Origin of the sequence: Chloroflexus sp., assembly GCF_034431535.1 — a bacterium.
Taxonomy (GTDB): domain Bacteria; phylum Chloroflexota; class Chloroflexia; order Chloroflexales; family Chloroflexaceae; genus Chloroflexus.
The window spans coordinates 1-16,619 of record NZ_DAOUDC010000007.1; the positions used below are offsets into that span (position 1 = coordinate 1).

General features: G+C 60.4%; 13 protein-coding genes. 5 read left to right on the top strand and 8 right to left on the bottom strand.

The features are described 5' to 3' along the window. Positions 1 to 131 precede the first annotated feature (131 nt). Complete coding sequence (gene gyrA, locus U9R61_RS01270; RefSeq protein WP_322487016.1) at positions 132 to 2,606, top strand: DNA gyrase subunit A; 2,475 nt, start codon at positions 132 to 134, stop codon at positions 2,604 to 2,606. A 63-nt stretch (positions 2,607 to 2,669) separates the two neighbouring features. Here the strand turns inward: gyrA and U9R61_RS01275 are convergent, their stop codons facing one another. Next, a complete protein-coding gene (locus U9R61_RS01275; RefSeq protein WP_322487017.1) occupies positions 2,670 to 3,011 on the bottom strand; it encodes a cupin domain-containing protein in 342 nt (113 codons plus the stop codon). A gap of 5 nt (positions 3,012 to 3,016) precedes the next feature. Further along, positions 3,017 to 4,384 carry a right-handed parallel beta-helix repeat-containing protein gene (locus tag U9R61_RS01280; RefSeq protein WP_322487018.1) on the bottom strand — a complete coding sequence of 456 codons (1,368 nt, stop codon included), beginning with the start codon at positions 4,382 to 4,384 and terminating at the stop codon, positions 3,017 to 3,019. A 162-nt stretch (positions 4,385 to 4,546) separates the two neighbouring features. Here U9R61_RS01280 and U9R61_RS01285 point away from each other — a divergent pair, with 162 nt between their 5' ends. Further along, positions 4,547 to 5,653, top strand: coding sequence for a hypothetical protein (locus tag U9R61_RS01285; protein WP_322487019.1), 1,107 nt, complete (start codon positions 4,547 to 4,549; stop codon positions 5,651 to 5,653). Positions 5,654 to 5,683: 30 nt separating this feature from the next. On the opposite strand, the gene U9R61_RS01290 is transcribed toward U9R61_RS01285, so the two are convergent. Genes U9R61_RS01290 through U9R61_RS01315 form a run of 6 tightly spaced genes read right to left on the bottom strand, consistent with a single transcriptional unit; the run spans position 5,684 to position 13,547 of the window. Continuing rightward, on the bottom strand, positions 5,684 to 7,006 hold the full coding sequence (locus tag U9R61_RS01290; RefSeq protein WP_322487020.1) for a YbbR-like domain-containing protein: 1,323 nt from the start codon (positions 7,004 to 7,006) through the stop codon (positions 5,684 to 5,686). Further along, the gene (cdaA, locus tag U9R61_RS01295; protein ID WP_416208801.1) at positions 7,003 to 7,833 is read right to left on the bottom strand and encodes a diadenylate cyclase CdaA; all 831 of its coding nucleotides are present in this window, start codon (positions 7,831 to 7,833) and stop codon (positions 7,003 to 7,005) included. Before cdaA ends, U9R61_RS01290 begins: the two co-directional genes overlap by 4 nt. 2 nt (positions 7,834 to 7,835) lie before the next feature. Further along, on the bottom strand, positions 7,836 to 11,108 hold the full coding sequence (locus U9R61_RS01300) for a tetratricopeptide repeat protein (protein WP_322487022.1): 3,273 nt from the start codon (positions 11,106 to 11,108) through the stop codon (positions 7,836 to 7,838). Positions 11,109 to 11,133: 25 nt separating this feature from the next. Further along, positions 11,134 to 12,063: an ornithine carbamoyltransferase gene (argF, locus tag U9R61_RS01305; protein WP_322487023.1), complete on the bottom strand. Its 930-nt coding sequence runs from the start codon at positions 12,061 to 12,063 to the stop codon at positions 11,134 to 11,136. A gap of 40 nt (positions 12,064 to 12,103) precedes the next feature. Continuing rightward, positions 12,104 to 12,787 carry an ATP-binding protein gene (locus tag U9R61_RS01310; protein WP_416208802.1) on the bottom strand — a complete coding sequence of 228 codons (684 nt, stop codon included), beginning with the start codon at positions 12,785 to 12,787 and terminating at the stop codon, positions 12,104 to 12,106. A gap of 46 nt (positions 12,788 to 12,833) precedes the next feature. Beyond that, positions 12,834 to 13,547: a DnaD domain protein gene (locus tag U9R61_RS01315; RefSeq protein ID WP_322487025.1), complete on the bottom strand. Its 714-nt coding sequence runs from the start codon at positions 13,545 to 13,547 to the stop codon at positions 12,834 to 12,836. A gap of 207 nt (positions 13,548 to 13,754) precedes the next feature. On the opposite strand from U9R61_RS01315, the gene U9R61_RS01320 reads away from it, so the two are divergent. The 3 genes from U9R61_RS01320 to U9R61_RS01330 form a co-directional block, all read left to right on the top strand. Further along, positions 13,755 to 15,038, top strand: coding sequence for an MFS transporter (locus U9R61_RS01320; protein WP_322487026.1), 1,284 nt, complete (start codon positions 13,755 to 13,757; stop codon positions 15,036 to 15,038). 183 nt (positions 15,039 to 15,221) lie between these two features. Beyond that, on the top strand, positions 15,222 to 15,695 hold the full coding sequence (locus U9R61_RS01325) for an SRPBCC family protein (protein ID WP_322487027.1): 474 nt from the start codon (positions 15,222 to 15,224) through the stop codon (positions 15,693 to 15,695). Positions 15,696 to 15,794: 99 nt separating this feature from the next. Next, positions 15,795 to 16,619 (top strand): DUF92 domain-containing protein (locus tag U9R61_RS01330; RefSeq protein ID WP_322487028.1); only part of this gene is annotated, 825 nt, incomplete at its 3' end.

A 16,619-nucleotide genomic window follows, 5' to 3' on the forward strand; every position in this document is an offset into this window, starting at 1 on the left:
TGAATTGTAGCATAGATGCGAGGAATAGAACATCTTTTCGTAAACGTTCGACAAAACCGCCCGGATCGGGTATAATACGAGATAGCAAACATCGCATTATGATGCGCTAAAACCGACTAACGGAGCAACCAATGGAAATCGGCATCGTCCGGCCCGTCAACATCACCAACGAGATGCGGACGGCCTACCTCAGTTACGCGATGAGCGTGATCGTTTCGCGCGCCTTGCCCGACGCGCGCGACGGTCTCAAACCAGTGCAGCGGCGCATCCTGTACGGGATGTGGGACATGGGCTTCCGCAGCAACCAGCCCTACAAAAAGAGCGCCCGTATCGTCGGCGACGTGCTCGGCAAGATGCACCCGCACGGCGATGGTGCCGTTTACGATGCGCTGGCCCGCATGGCGCAGCCGTGGAGCATGCGCTACCCGCTTATCGACGGCCAAGGCAATTTCGGCTCGATTGACGGCGACCCGCCAGCGGCGATGCGCTACACCGAAGCTCGCCTCGCCTCGATCGCCGAAGAGTTGCTGAGCGAGATCGAGAAAGACACGGTCGATTTCCGCGACAATTTCGACGGCAGCTACCGCGAGCCGGTCGTGTTGCCGGCCATCTTGCCCAACCTGCTGCTCAACGGCGCTTCCGGCATCGCGGTCGGCATGGCCACCAACATCCCGCCTCACAACCTCGGTGAGCTGTGCGATGCAATCGGCTATCTGATCGACAACCCGGAAGCGACCGTCGAAGAGCTGATGCAGATTATCCCCGGCCCCGATTTTCCCACCGCCGGGTTAATTCTGGGCACCGAAGGCATCTTGGCCGCCTACAGCACCGGGCGCGGCCAGATCACGCTGCGGGCCAAGACCCACATCGAGGAGGCTGGCCGCGGCGCGTTTATGATCGTCGTCACCGAGCTGCCCTATCAGGTCAACAAGGCCCGCCTGCAAGAGCGCATCGCCGAGCTGGTCAAAGACCGCAAGATCGAGGGGATCCGCGATGTGCGTGACGAGAGCGATCGCAACGGGATGCGGCTGGTGATCCTGCTTAAGCAAGACGCCCAACCCAAGAAGGTGCTCAACGCGCTCTACAAGCATACCCAGATGCAGACCACCTTCGGCATCAATATGCTGGCGCTGGTCGAGCATGGCCGCCAACCGCGCGTTTTGACCCTCAAGCGGCTGCTGCAAGAGTACATCAGCCACCGCCAAGAGGTCATCCGCCGCCGCACCGAGTTCGATCTGGCCCGCGCCCGCGATCGCGCCCACATCCTCGAAGGCTTGAAGATCGCGCTCGATAACCTCGACGCGGTGATCCAGACCATCCGCGATTCGCGCACCGCCGAGAGCGCGCGCAACAACCTCATGCGCAACTTCTCGCTCACCGAGCGGCAGGCGCAGGCGATTCTCGATTTGCAACTGCGCCGGCTGGCCGCGCTTGAGCGCCAGAAGATCGAGGACGAATACCGCGAGGTGATCAAGCTGATTGCCGAACTCGAAGATATTCTGGCCAATCCGCGCAAGGTGTTGCATCTGATCAAAGAAGACCTGAGTCGTCTGAAGGAAAAGTACGGCGACCCGCGCCGCACCCGCATTATTCCCGATGTCACCGGCGAGGTCAGCGACGAGGATCTGATCCCTGATGTGCGGGTGATGATTACCCTCACCGACCGCGGCTACATCAAGCGCCAATTGCCCGATGCCTACCGCACTCAGCGCCGCGGCGGGCGCGGTATTAAGGGCATGCTCACTCGCGAGCAGGATATTGTCCGCCACTTGCTGACCTGCAATTCGCTCGATAATCTGCTCTTCTTCACCGACCGCGGCAAGGTCTACCAGATCAAAGCCCACGAAGTACCCGACAGCTCGCGCACCGCCAAAGGCTTGCCGTTGGTGAACCTTGTGTCGCTTGAACCGGGTGAACAAGTGACCTCGATGCTGGCCGTGCGCGAATTCGACGCCGAGTATCTGGTGATGGCGACGGTGCGCGGCAAGATGAAGCGCACCCAACTGCGCGAGTATAGCCAAGTGCGCTCGAACGGCTTGATTGCAATCGGGTTGGAAGAGGGCGATGTGCTGGGGTGGGTACGGGTCAGCCACGGCCACGAAGATATCTTGCTCACCACCGCGCGCGGGCAGACGCTGCGCTTCGCGCAGAGCGAGGTGCGCCCGATGGGCCGCCCGGCCACCGGCGTGATCGGGATCAATCTTGCCGAGGGCGACCGGGTGGTGAGTATGGATTTAGCCGAAGAAGGCGCCGATCTGCTCGTCGTCACCGCCCGCGGTATCGGCAAGCGCACCGCGCTCAGCGAGTACCCGGTGAAAGGCCGGGCGACCGGCGGTGTGATCACGATCAAGCTGCGCAACGAAACCGATGAAGTCGCTGCCGCCGCGGTTGTGCATGAGCATTCGCTGCTCACGTTCATCACTACCGGCGGGATGGTGATGCGTACCAGCGCCAGCGAGATCTCGTGCTTGGGTCGGGCGACCCAAGGCGTGACGGTGGTGAACGTCGCTCCCGGTGATCGCGTCGCTGCGCTCTCGGTGGAAGATCCCGATGAGAACGGGAATGGCAACGGCGCCGCGCCAACGCTCATTGATCCGATGGGGTGATCGATTGCAGTGTTACGAACTGGCGGGTGCTGCGTGCTGCACCCGCCAGTTTCGATCTCCCAATTACCGCGGCATCAGGCCCCTGCGTTGGCGGTGCGCGGTCAAAAAGACCAACGGCCCGCGCAAGCAACGCAGCATGCGCTGCGCATTGCGCGGTACCACCACCGCCACGCCGGGACCGAGTGCAATTGCCTCACCATTGACGATCAATTCGCCCTCGCCTTCATACACGGCTAACAACACGTCAAGCTCGGCATTGACGTGTTCGGGAATTGTTGCGCCGGTGCGCAGCCGCATCAGATTCACGTTCATCTGCTCACTATTCACGCTCCAAATCGCGCCGTCATGGCGTGCTGAGCGCACCGCTTCGGCTATGTCGATCACATGTTCCGGTGAAAATGCCATTACCGCTATCCTTTCCGCTGCCGGATCAGAACACCTGCCAACAATCCCCCTGCAACCAGCGCCACTAGCCATAATGCCGGGTTGGTCGCCGGCATTGAAGCCGGTTGTACACCAATGTTCGGCCTCAGCGCCGGATATTGGTCGATGACTCCATCGAACATAAGTGGCTGATCGGCAAACCCATCACGATTGCGATCGTGCCACCAAAGTTGCATCCCCTGCCACCAATCAGCCGGCCAGCCGCGTTGCCAATAGTTGCCGGCCCACACGACCGCCGGCGCTTGCGGTTCGCTGGCTAGTAGCACGCGGTAGCGTACGATATCATTGCCGCGCAGCGTAACTGCTGCATCACCGGCCAGCAGTGCCAGCACCGTTTCGTGATTGTCAAACCGGTTGCGCTGCGCCGTCAGCGCCCCGCTGCCGCCAACGGTGATAGCGCGGGCATTGCGCTCAAACCGATTATCCTGCACGATCAGGCCAGCACTATTATGTACGAGCAAGCCATCGCCACGCTGGCCCTCGATCAAATTGCCTTGCACCGTCACTCGCGCGCTGCCAGCCAATTTGATGCCAGTGACATTCTCAGTCAACGTATTGCGGTCGATCAGCACATCACTGGCTGACGGCAAACAGAGGGCTGCGCTGAAGAAGGTGGCGGTGACGCCAAGGATTGTTGCAGCGCCCGCAATGAGCGGTGAGACGATGCCGGCCTCGCTCCGGCTTACCACATTACCGCGCACCGCACCACGCGGTGCGTTGTCGATAGCAATGCCGATCTGCACCGCCAAGATCGTGTTTAATTCAACCCTCACACTGGGCGCATTTAGCAAGGCAATCCCAATGCTGCGCTCGCGCGGCATATCGTCCAGCGCACCGATGAAGGTATTGTTGGTCACCATCACATTCGCGCCGTTATCAACCACGACCCCGCGCACAAAACGCTCGAAGCGATTACCACTGATCATTACTGCCGCTGCGCGCACCAGAATCGCCGCATCAATCGGTTTCAAACCACTGCGCTGAAAACTGAGGCCCTGCACTGTCACTCCCGGCGCGGTAATGGTGAGCGTGGAACCCGCCTCACCGCCATCAAGCACCGCGCCATGCCGGCCACGCAATACCAGCGGACGGTCGATCGTCCATTGCCCCTGTTGCACGCCGGGCAAGACCTCAATCACCATGCCGGGAGGGGCCGCTGCCAACGCAGCGCCGAGCTGTGCGTAATCGCCGCCGGCGCCAACGCGAATGAGCTGATAGTCGCCGCCCCGACCATCATCGAGCATTGGCGAAGGCGCTGCTAGCGTCACCCATGGCAGCAGCCCCCCTAGAATGCCGACCACCAATATCGCCCGCCAACGCGCTATGTTTGCCATCATCGCCATCCTGCCTTGATGATGCGTGCTTTCACTATGGCTACTGTAGCCTAGCGAGCCTGCTTGTGCTGTGACTTTGTTCACAGCGAGCGCGTGAAAACGGCTGTACAGTGGGTATCAGGCGATCGCGCGACGACGCAAGCATAGAGATGACGAGGTGCTATGATGATACTATCGCCTACCAACGTCTTCCGAGCCGGTTTTGCCGCCGGTGTGATAGTGATGCTGACCAGCGCCCTTTGGGCTGGATTGCTTCGCATAGGATGGGCGCTGCCGTTATCATCGCTCACGCTGGCTGCGATTCATGGCCAGCTCTTCGTGGGCGGAATGCTCGGCACAGTGATTGGGCTAGAGCGAGCAGTCGCCATCGGGCGACCATGGGCCTTTGCCGGGCCGCTGCTGACATTGTTGGGAGGAATCAGCCTTTTGATGGGCTTGCCAGCAATTATCGGCGCGTTGCTCATCACGGGCGGCAGCGTTGGCCTGCTTGCAATCTTCGCACTGCTGCTCAAGCGCCAACCGGTACGCTTTGTGGTCACCATGGCGCTCGGCGGGATGGCGTGGTTTGGCGGCAATCTGCTCTGGCTAATGGGGCAGCCGTTAGCGCTCGCGTCTCTCTGGTGGGCTAGCTTTCTCACCCTCACCATCTTCGGTGAACGGCTCGAATTAGGGCGGCTCCGCCACCTGCCGGTGCATACCTTCTGGAGCTTTAGCCTTAGCGTTGGCCTGCTCTGGCTTGGGTTGGGATGGTCGCTAGCGGATTACGCCAACGGCACGCGGCTGGCCGGCATTGGCCTATTGGCGAGCGGTCTCTGGCTCTTAGCCTACGATATTGGCCGGCGCACGATTCGCCGTCCCGGCCTGCCCCGCTTCAGCGCAACCTGCATGCTCTCAGGCAGCGTATGGCTCACGATTGGCGGCTTGCTCATGGCGCTAAGCGGCGGAGTCTATGGCGGCTTGCTATACGACGCCATCTTGCACAGCATTTTCGTTGGCTTCGTTGTTGCGATGATCTTCGGCCACGCGCTGATCATCATTCCAGCTTTGCTCAGCGTTCCAGTCCGGTTCAGCGGCTGGAGTTACCTACCGCTCGGATTATTGCACGTGTCGTTAGCGTTGCGGGTGATTGGCGATCTATGCATGTTGATCGGATTCCGGCGTTGGGGCGGAATGATGAATGCGGTGAGCATCATCGTCTTTCTGATGATCACTGCCACCAGCATTGCGCGCGCTCACCGGCAAGCGGCTCCGGCCACGATGCCGCTGTAATGCAGACGCGCTGGCCATCATCGCTATCCATCACCCTGCATCAGGGGTCGGGGTCGGCTCAACCTCCGGCGACGGTTCTGGTTCAGGGGTAGGGGTTGGCGTGGGTATTGGCACAATCGTCACTGTCACCTCTGGCGGGTTGCCAACAATGCTCACCCCGCTTGGCAAGGTGGGGCGGACCGCAAACTGGTAGATGCCGGGGCCAAAGGTGCTGAGGTCGAGCTGCACCACTAGCGGCGCTGAGGCAAGCGCGCTAAGCTGCGCACTCGTTCCGGCAAAGGTCAGCTCAACCACATTGGGCCGTACCGAAGCCAGCAAATCGCGGTTCAAACCGGTAACGATTACCTCCACCGGCAGACGCACCTGAAACGGTAATGGGATAGGGGCGATGTTGATCGTCACCTGCACTGCATCCGGCTCACCCTGTGCTGGCGAGGTGCCGGTCGGAATAATCAGCGGCACAATCCGCACCACCGGTTCACGCGCATCGCGAATATCAATCGCCTCGGTTTGCAAGAGACTGATCGCATCGAGCGGGCCGGAACTGCCGGTCAGCGTAATCAGCGGCGGTTCCACCTCGATCCCAGTCACGGCAAAACCCGGCGCTGGGGAACCGATCACGACCGGTGACACCGGAACTAAGCGCAAACCGACCACCGGATTGATCGGGATGATGACGGTGATTGAGGCTGGCCGCACCTGCACGCCCTCAACCGGTTGATTGTTGGCATCAATCGGGGTCAGACTGAGGGGAGCGATATAGGTGGCGCGCAACTGGGCGATATTTGCCACCGCCCGTACCGCCGCCACTCGCCGCACCCGGCTCTGGGGACCGCTAATCGTCACTATGCTAATCGGTTCGCCGTTGTAGCGCAATTCTGGCGTACCCCGCTCGAAGCTAAAGGGCGGCGAGCCGAAGATTTCCAGATTAATCGGCACCGTTACTGTTTCAACCGGTTCCAACCGTACACTAATCGCCGCCGGTTCGACCCCGTCGGTGGGAACGCTAAACGACAGATTGCTGCGGGTCGGTTGTACGTTGATCGGCACCAGATGATCACCGGGGCCAAGGTCGCTCAGATCGGCCACTACCCGAATATCGACTGGGCGCAATTCCGAGCGTTGGCGGCGATCGGTACGGAGCGTAACGTCAACCGTTGGGAATGAGGTGGTGGGGATGCCATTGGCATCAACGACGATCAAATTATCGGCCAAACCGACCAGTTGCAGGGTCAGATCCTCAAACCGGGCCGTCTCTTCCGGATTCTCGCTAAACGAAACGAACGACCAGAGCGCAAAGCTCAAACCGACCGCCAGCAACACGCGCAAGATGATCGAGCGCACACCATTCATGCCGCCCTCTTCGCTTCCGGTTCCAGCGGCACCTGCATCAGGTCGGCCAGCATCGTCCGCAACCGGGCTTCGGTCAAATAACTGACCAACCGGCCATCACTGACCAGCGAAATCGCACCAGTCTCTTCCGACACCACCACCGCCAGCGCGTCGGATTGTTCGGTAATCCCCTTGGCAGCGCGATGGCGCGTACCATAACGACGCGGCCCGGCGATATCTTCACTGAGCGGTAATACCACATTGGCGGCCAAAATGCGATTACCGCGAATGATCACCGCCATATCGTGCAGCGGCGAATTGGGGTAGAAGATGTTGAGCAGGAGCGGCACCGAAATGCGCGAATCGAGGATCACGCCCCGATCGGCAAATTCTTGCAGTTGGGTGCGCCGTTCGATCACCATTAACCCACCCACCCCCTGTTGCGAGAGTTGGGCGGCGGCGCGGCTAATGACCGTAATCGTTTCGAGGAGTTCAGAGCGGTTGGCGCCGCCAAATGGACGGCCAAACAGATCGCTCGAACGACCAAGACTTTCGAGGGCGCGCCGCAATTCCGGCTGAAAGAGCACGGGGATCGCCACAATCAAGGCTGGCGAAATCACGTTGACCACCAACCAATTCAGCAGGGTCAAGCGATCGCTCGCGATCGACGGCATGAGGAAAGCAATCGCCAACAAAATACCGACACCGCGCAGCAACTGCACGGCACGGGTGCCGCGCACAATGCCGAGCAGCCAATAGAAAAACGCCGCAACGATCAGGATGTCGATTAGCGTAAAGGGCGAGGTGAGCGGATTCAGCCGCGCCCAGAGACGCTCAAGCTCTACCATCATCAACTCTGTGGCGGCGCCGGCTTGCGTTGCTCAAGCATCCGATTGGCGGCGCTCAACATCGCTTCCACCCGTTCCGTTTCAATTCCCGGCATCTTCAACATGCGCCGACACAGTTGGCTGGCCTGTCCATATTCCTCGCGTCGCATGAGCATATCGTACAGCATAAAGTAGGCTTCCACATCTTGCTGGTCGAGACCGATAATCTGGTGTAGTTCAGCGATCGCGTTATCGTAATCACGTTGTTGGGCAAAAATGCGGGCGATCTGCTTCTTTTCGCTAATCGCCTCTTTGGTGCGGCGTGCCAAGGTGTGCATCAACGCCAACCATTGGCGTGCATCAATATCATTAGGCGCAATTTGAACAATCCGATCGTACATTTCGCGGGCCCGCTCGTGATTGCTCATCATCCAATACGTCTGCGCCACTTCCTGCAACGAGGCCACCGCATCCTTCAACTGGCCGGCGCGCTTTTGCAGCTCGCTGACGCGCACCAACCCTTCCAGCCCTTGGTCGAGGTAGCCACGCCGCAACTGCATGCGGGCCAGCCGGCTGCTCATCCCGATATGGTTGGGGGCAAGTTGCACCGCCGACTCAAGGGACTCGATCGCGCGATCGAGTTGTTGATGCTCTTCGTAGTAGGTGGCGAGCTCATCAAGCTGGGCCAGCGCTTCGGCCAATTTCCCCTGCCGGAAATAGACGTTAGCGAGTTTGGTATAGATCGCCCGATCATACGGCAACAGCTTTTTGGCTTCGAGCAACGCCTGTTCGGCGCCGGTCAGATCGTCGCTCATCGCGTAGGCTTCAGCCATCCGGCGCACGAGATCACCTCGCGAGGGTGGAATGGCAAAGGGATGGCGGATCGACGGTTCGGGTGTTGTTTGCCCGGCAACGGCCTGTCCCTGTCGTAACTGATCAAGCGCCGCCTCGGCTTGGCCCAAGGCAATGTAGCTATCCGCTGCCGCGCGATAGACCAGCGCCAGCGGCAACATCGGATCAGGCTCGCTCGCCAGCAAAATCTGGGCCTGTTCCAGTTCCATCAACGCCAGATGGTGTTGCTCGTGCTGTTGCTGGATGATCGCCAGCATATAGTGCAACAACGCCCGATCGACGATCAACAAGGCTGCGCGATATTCGGCTTGCACAGCGGCAAATTCGCTGGGGCGCTGGCGCAACTGGGCCAGCACCGTCGCCAACGAATCCCAGATCACGGCGGGTTGTTCACCCATCAGGGCCAGCGTGACATTCAGCCGCGCCAACGTCACCGGATCATCAGGCGAACCTAGCTCCAGCGCCTGCCGGAACTCATCGAGCGCCGCTTCAAACCGCTCGAGCTTGAGCAATGCCAAGCCATACTGGGCATGCACCTCGCGATGTTTGGGCGCCCATTGTAGCAAGCGGCGAAACTCTTCCAACGCCTTGTTTGTTTGGCCAAGGCGGAAGTAGGTGTTGGCAACTTGTAACAACTGGGTCACCGCCTCATCGATGCGCCCAGCCTGCTTCAGCAATTCGGCCAGCTTCGAGCGCGCATTGACTGTATCGGGCGACAACTCGATAAAACGGAAGTAGACATCAATCGCTTTTTCTGCCTCACCCCGCACCCGATAGGTCTCGATCAACAACTGGTACTTCGCCAGCGCCTCTTCGGGCCGGCCCTGCCGCTCGTATATTTCGCCCATGCGGAGATGGATCGGCAAATACTCGACATGATGATGGATCACCTCCATACAGGCATCGAGCGCGGCATCCAGCAACCCCTGTTCGAGGTAGGTGCCGCTGAGTTCCAGCCACCCTGCCGTCACCTCATCAAGGCCGGTCGGGTCAAGCGGGGTTGGCGGCGGAAATTCCAGTTTTGACAGCGCTGCCGGCACACTCATGCGCTCGATGATCGGCAACTGTTCGGGTGTAGGCGCAACGCTCGGTGGCGCCGGTTCATCCTCTAACTTCTTTGCCGAGCGGAGGAAATCGGTGATGGGCCGGATCTTCCCCCACCGATCGCTCTCAGCATCGATGAACGGCGGTTCGGGAGGCGGGGGTGGCGACGGCTGAGGATGCAAGACGCCGGTGCCGATCGTGCGCAGCTTGGCGAACATATTGCGATCGGCCAGTTCTTTGGCGCGATTTTTGAACTCGGCGGCTCGATCGCGTCCCCACCGTTTACTGGCGAGAAAGTCGGCCAAGGTGCCGTAGAGAATCGAAGCGCGGGCCAAATCACCAATCTGCTCGTAAATGGTGGCCGCGCTCTCGTACATCGCGATCAGGTCATCAACTTCAGCCTTGCCAATCGTTTCGAGATCGACAAGACTGATCGTCGTTTCAAACTCTTGCGCCGCTTGCGGCAACTGGCCCAGCGCCTGATAGACCTGCCCCAAGGCAAAGTGGGCCGACAGGGCATATTCCGGATCGCCGGCGGCTCGCGTCAACACCCCCACCGCCGCTTTCAGATCGCCGCGGCCTTGGTAGAGCAAACCAAGCGAATAGAGCACATCGGCCCGTTCGAGACCGGCTTGGATGGCTTGCTCATAAAGCGTGACGGCCCGTTCTTCATCACCGGCTTGTTGGCAAGCGATCGCCTCGGCAACTAATTGTTCGGGCTGTGTAGCCGAACCGCGCAGCATACTGGTAGGATAAGAAGGCCGCAGACCACCGGTTCCGCGAATAGGCGGCGCACCGGTCTGCCCGCCGAGCTGCTCGCGCAGGCGCGCCGCCAATTCACGCGCAACGCGATGGTTCGGCGCTAGGCGCAACGCCCATTCGACCTCTTGCAAAGCAGCGGCTGGATCGTTCTGGGTAATGAGCCGCTGCGCCAATTCGAGATGGGTTTCGGCAGCTTCAGACATTGCGCCGATATCTTCGTAGAGTTGGGCTAAGCGGCGGCGCTGATCGTCAAGTTCCGGCTGCAACGCGAGCAACTCGCGTAACGCTTCGGCGGCTTGCAACGCGCGCCGCTGCGCGCTGTGCAGATCGGCTAGTACGCTGTATGCCTCGACCGCAGCCGCGGTATCACCCTGCCGGCGGTAACACTGGGCAATATAGTTGACATAAAAGGCGTTGTTCAGATCGGCCTCGTGCAGATCGCCAAACGCTTGGAGCGCCTTGTCCAGCCGGTTGGTCTGGAACAGAGCGACGGCGGCAGCGGTGCGCGCCTCCACATCTTGCGGAAACTCTTGCAATGCCCGTACCGCCGCGCGCAGCGCGTCTTCCCAGCGCCCTTGCGCCGATGCCTCCCGGCACTGCTCCATCGCCCGATCGAAGATTGCCCGGTTGCCTGCCATAGCGCTCTTTCCACTTCTACCGGCGCTACTTTCCCAACAGCAGCAAGATCAGCGCCTTTTGCACGTGGAGCCGGTTTTCCGCCTGCTCAAACACCACCGATTGCGGCCCATCGATCACCTCTGCCGTCACCTCTTCACCACGGTGTGCCGGCAAACAGTGCATCGCCAGCGCATGCGGCGCGGCGTGGGCCATCAACGCCGCATTCACTTGATACGGCGTAAAGACTGGCCGGCGGCGGGCCGCTTCGTGCTCTTGGCCCATTGAGGCCCATACATCAGTATACACCGCATCAACGCCGCTCACTGCCTCCACCGGCGAGGCGGTAATGGTCAACGTCGTGTCGTGCTCGCGGGCCAACTGCTCGGCCAGTTCGGTGATATCAGGCGCCGGCCGGTAATCGAGCGGGCAACCCACCCGCACATTGACCCCCAACGTCGCCCCTAATAACATCAACGAATGGCAGACGTTATTTCCGTCGCCGACGTAGGCTAGCGTCAGCCCTTGCAGGCGGCCAAACCGCTCGCGCAGGGTCAGCATATCAGCCAACGCTTGGCAGGGGTGCTCGCGGTCAGAGAGGGCGTTTATCACCGGCACCGTTGCGTAGCGGGCCAGTGTCTCGACGGTCGCGTGCTTGAAGACACGGGCCGCAATCACCGCTACCCAACGGCTGAGGTTCCGCGCCACATCGGGCACGCTCTCGCGCCCGCCCATATCAATATCGTTGGCCGAGAGATAGGAAGGGTGGCCGCCGAGCTGCGTCATTCCGGCCTCAAACGCCACCCGCGTGCGCAACGAAGGTTTCTCAAAGACGAGTGCCAGCGTCTGGCCTAACAAAGGCCGATCATCGGTAATGCCGGCGCGCCATGCCGCCTTAAGCGCCGCCGCCCGATCGAGCAGAGCTTCGGTTTCGGCGCGGCTCAGGTCGGCCGCCGAAAGAAAATGGCGTAGGGTCATGGTGCGATGCTTTCTGTTCTCCTCGATCGCGCGCCAAGCGTTACCGTTGCGAACGGGAACTGTCGCCCCGCCGCCGGCGCGGATGATACCGTTGTTCAAGGCTCAGGCGACGATAATCGCCAGCTTCGATCAAGATCCGCTCGCGGCAGATGGCCACATCAAACATCCGGGAAAGGATGCGCGGATCAATATCCTTCGGGTCACGATTGCTGGTGATCACCGTCGGTAAAACATAATTATACCGATGGTTCATGATCTGGTAAAGTTTTTCCCGCGCCCACGGCGTTGTGTTTTCCGTCCCTAGATCATCGAGGATCAGCAGCGGCACATCGCGCACCAGCTCGAAGCGCTCATCGTAGGCCGTTTCCGCGTTGGGGCCGAAGGTCGAACGCAAGTGGTCGAGCAGGTCGGGTACAACCGTAAAGAGCACTTGCGTGTGGCGATCAAGCGCCTCGTTGGCGATCGCCGCCGCGAGATGGGTCTTGCCGCAGCCGTAGCCGCCGAATAAAATCAGCCAGCCCTGCGGATTTTGGGCGTATTCGTAGGCGCGGGCAAAGGCCCGCTGTACGCCAGGTACGGTGCGATCAAACGTTGCAAAGGTTTTGTCTCGCAACGGGGCCAGATTCGAGAGTCGCTCCAGCTCTTCAAACCGGCGGCGCTCCTTCTCGGCCTGCTTGCAACGGCAGGTGATGAGTACGCCGAAGTTGGGATCGCCGTATGGCACATCGAGCGTATAATAGCCGGCCCCGCGACAAATCGGGCACACCGCCTCAGAGGTCGCTCTCGTCGCTTCCGCGGCGGAAGAGGTATCCGAGTTGTCCGCTGGTATATTTTTCAATATCGATAGGTCGTCCGGTCTGATACGTCGTAGATTCTCGTCCATTGGCGGCCCACCTCTCCAGCATGCGCTGAATGTAACGCCACGAGCGCGCATTGGCCCGCACCGCCTCGCGAATAGCGTCTTCCAGCCATTCGGCCGGGTATCGGGCGCTGGCAGCGCGCAATTCTTCCAGCAACAGTGGCGTCACCAGACCAATATTTTGTTCGTACAACTCGATAAGTCCCGGCCGCTCGCTCAGCTCATTAGCCGGCGGCGCAATCCCGCTCCCGCTCGCCGCCGCTTGCTCGGCCCATGCGCGATTGGCCGGCGTGTTGATTAAATACCAACTGCGCACCCGCCCATCGAGCGGCTCGACCAGATGCAGCACTGTGCCGCGCCGCACCGCCGCCGCCAACCCCTCGTCGAGCAATTCCTCGAACGAACGGAGCGAGCTGAGTGCCTGTAGCGAGCGCCGCAAGAGGTCGTCGTTACGCAGATCATCCCAACTGATCCGGCGCGGGCGGCTGCGCAAGCGGCTCAGCCGGTAAAACAGGTGGAGCGTGACTTTGATCTCGCTCGGTTTTGTAATCGCCGGCAGCACGTCGGTGAAAAACTCCGGCGGGATGCCGGTGAGCCGTTCGGTGGTAAAGCCGTTGAATGCCATACTGCTCCTGCTGCCGGAAGGTGTTGGTCGCTGCCGCTTGACTCGTATGATACCGTGCTTTGGTTTTCCATGCTACCACATCTCTCCTTGCACAGACTTTGGGTAAATTCTGTGCAAAGTATTGACAAAAGCTGTGAAACGTCATATAATTTTCACAGTAAACCTTTCTGGTTGCAAGTTGCCCGCCATCTATGAGGGTCTAAATCCATGAAACGCCGTTCACCACTATTCTTCATCTTCCTAACCATTTTCATTGACTTGCTCGGCATCGGCATTGTGCTGCCGCTGCTGCCCGAATATGCCAAAATCGTCGAACGTTCGAGCTGGCCGTGGCTGGCCGATAATCGCGCGCTGATTGTCGGCGCATTGACCGCTTCGTATGCGCTGATGCAGTTTCTCTTCGCGCCCATCCTCGGCGCGCTAAGCGATCGCTTTGGCCGCCGCCCAGTGCTGCTCTTCAGCTTGTTTGGCGCTGGTCTCAGCTATCTGGTCTTTGCACTGGCCGAGAACCTGACCTTCCTCGGCGTCGAGACGGTGATCGGCTTGTTGTTCCTTGCCCGTATCGCCGCCGGTATTACCGGCGCCAGCATTAGCACGGCGCAAGCCTATATCGCCGATATTACTCCGCCCAACGAGCGCGCGCGCGGTTTGGGCATGATCGGCGCGGCCTTCGGCCTCGGCTTTATGCTTGGCCCGGCCATCGGCGGTCTGTTGTCTAACGTTAGTTTGCAGGCGCCGGCGCTCTTCGCCGCTGCACTCAGCTTCGCTAATTTCGCCTTCGGCTTCTTCCGCCTGCCTGAGTCGTTGCCGCCGCAGAAGCGCGCCCAGACCGTGTCGCGCAGCCTGAACCCGATCAGCCGGTTGGCTACGGTGGCCGGCGATGCCCGTGTGCAACCGTTCATCCTCGGCAGCGTGCTGCTGAACCTTGCCTTCGCCGGGTTGCAAAGCAATTTCGCCGTCTACAGCGATGTCCGCTTCGGATTTGGCCCGCAACAGAACGCGCTGGTCTTCGCCTTCATCGGCCTGATCGCGGTGATTGTGCAAGGCTTTCTCATCCGCAAGCTGGTGCCGCAGTTCGGCGAAGCGCGGCTGGCCCTTGCCGGCTTGACCTTGATGACAATCGGTTTTGTCGCGACCGGATTGGCCGCCGCCGCATGGATGCTCTTCCCAGCTGTCGGTCTGGTTGCCCTTGGCAGCGGGATGGTTACGCCGTCGCTGACCAGCCTTGTCTCGCAATCGGTGCTGGCAACCGAACAGGGCACGACCCTCGGCGGTGTGCAGGCCTTCACCAGCCTCACGATGGTCTTCGGGCCACTGCTGGCCGGTATGCTGTTCGACCTGATCGGGCCGAGCGCGCCGTACCTGATCGGCGCCGGGTTGTTGGCTAGCGCCCTAGCAGTCTTGTTCAGCGCGCTGCGCAGCCGGATGGTCGCGCTGCCTCAGCCGGTCACGACGAGTGCCACCGCCGAGATCGCGGTGCATGCCGAATAATAGCCGTTGACGATCCAGAGTGCGGCGTCAACCTGCCGCACTCCACCATCCTGAGCATCACTGCTTCGTTCGACAATATCGTGTATTCCTCACATTTCGGTGTCTACACCTATTGACATGTCTGTGCAACAGTGCTATGCTAACTGTGCAAAACATTGACATTACCAGAGACAGGAGAGTTCCATGATTAAAGTAGGACGGCGCTGCCACATCGAGGGGGTTACGCCTGAGCAGGTGTTCACGACGTTGTCGGATCCGAGCCTGATTAGCCAGATTCTACCGCGCGTGCAAAAAACCGAGCTGCGAGATCGCGACGATGTGGCCCGCCATGCCCGCCTCGTCACCTATATGTCGATGGGTGGCTTATTTGGCACCATCCGTTGCGAAGGTGATCTGGCGTGGCAAGACAACCGCGAGATTTTGTTCACGGTGCGTACGCCGCTACCGGTCGAAACGCGCTGGGTAATCAACCAAGCCGTCAACGGCACTGATATCCAAGTGGTCATGGGTATTGACCTTGCCCCGATGCTGGGGATGATGGCATCGTTCGTACCTGAGAAGACCGTCGCTGATATGCTTGGCGCTGATCTGGAAACCGCACTACGCGGCGTTGCTCGTCACACTCGGCAATCGGCGTCAGCCCGCGCTGCTGCCTGAGTAACATTCTCCTCGTCTCTGGTATAATCGCAGAGCGCCACTGCAATGGTGCTCTGCGATCTTTATTTTGCCGCTCCGGCGTAGAGTCGGGGAAAGACTATGATCGACTTCATGCAGATCGGGCTTGGGTTCATGCTCAGCATTGCTATCGGCGGCGTCGCGTTTGCCCGCCGTTCGCTGAGCCAAAGCGGCTGGTTGGGCGCGGTGTTGGTCGGAACGCTGACGTTTGGCTTTGGCGGCTGGCCATGGGGCTTGACGCTGATCGTCTTCTTTGTCACGAGCAGCATGCTCTCGCACTACAAAGAATCGATAAAAGAACGGCGGGCTGCCGAGAAGTTTTCCAAGGGCGGCAGACGCGATTTCTTCCAGACCATTGCCAACGGCGGGCTTGGCGCACTCTGCGCGGTAGCGTTTGCGCTCAGCGGCCAGCCGTGGTGGCTGCTGGCAGCCTTCGTCGGCCTGATGGCGACGGTGAATGCTGATACGTGGGCAACCGAACTCGGCGTGCTCAGCCCACATCCACCCCGTCTCATCACTACCCGCCAGCCGGTGCCGCCGGGCACGTCTGGCGGCGTTACCGTGCTCGGCACTTCGGCAGCCGCTGCCGGTGGCCTCATCATCGGGCTGGCGATGTTTGGGTTTAGCGCGCTGGCTATCCCGGGCGAACCCTTACCGTGGTGGATGATCCCCGCCGGTCTGCTCGGCGGCTTAGGCGGCGCCCTGTTTGACAGTTGGCTCGGCGCGACCGTCCAAGCCATTTATGTCTATCCTGATGGGCGCGAAACCGAGCGCCGGGTGGCCCGCGACGGCACCCCCAATCGCTTTCTGCGCGGCTGGCGCTGGATGGATAACGATCTGGTGAACTTGATTAGCTCGGTAGGGGGAGCGATCAACGCGATTGTGATCGCGATGATCGCCGGGGGC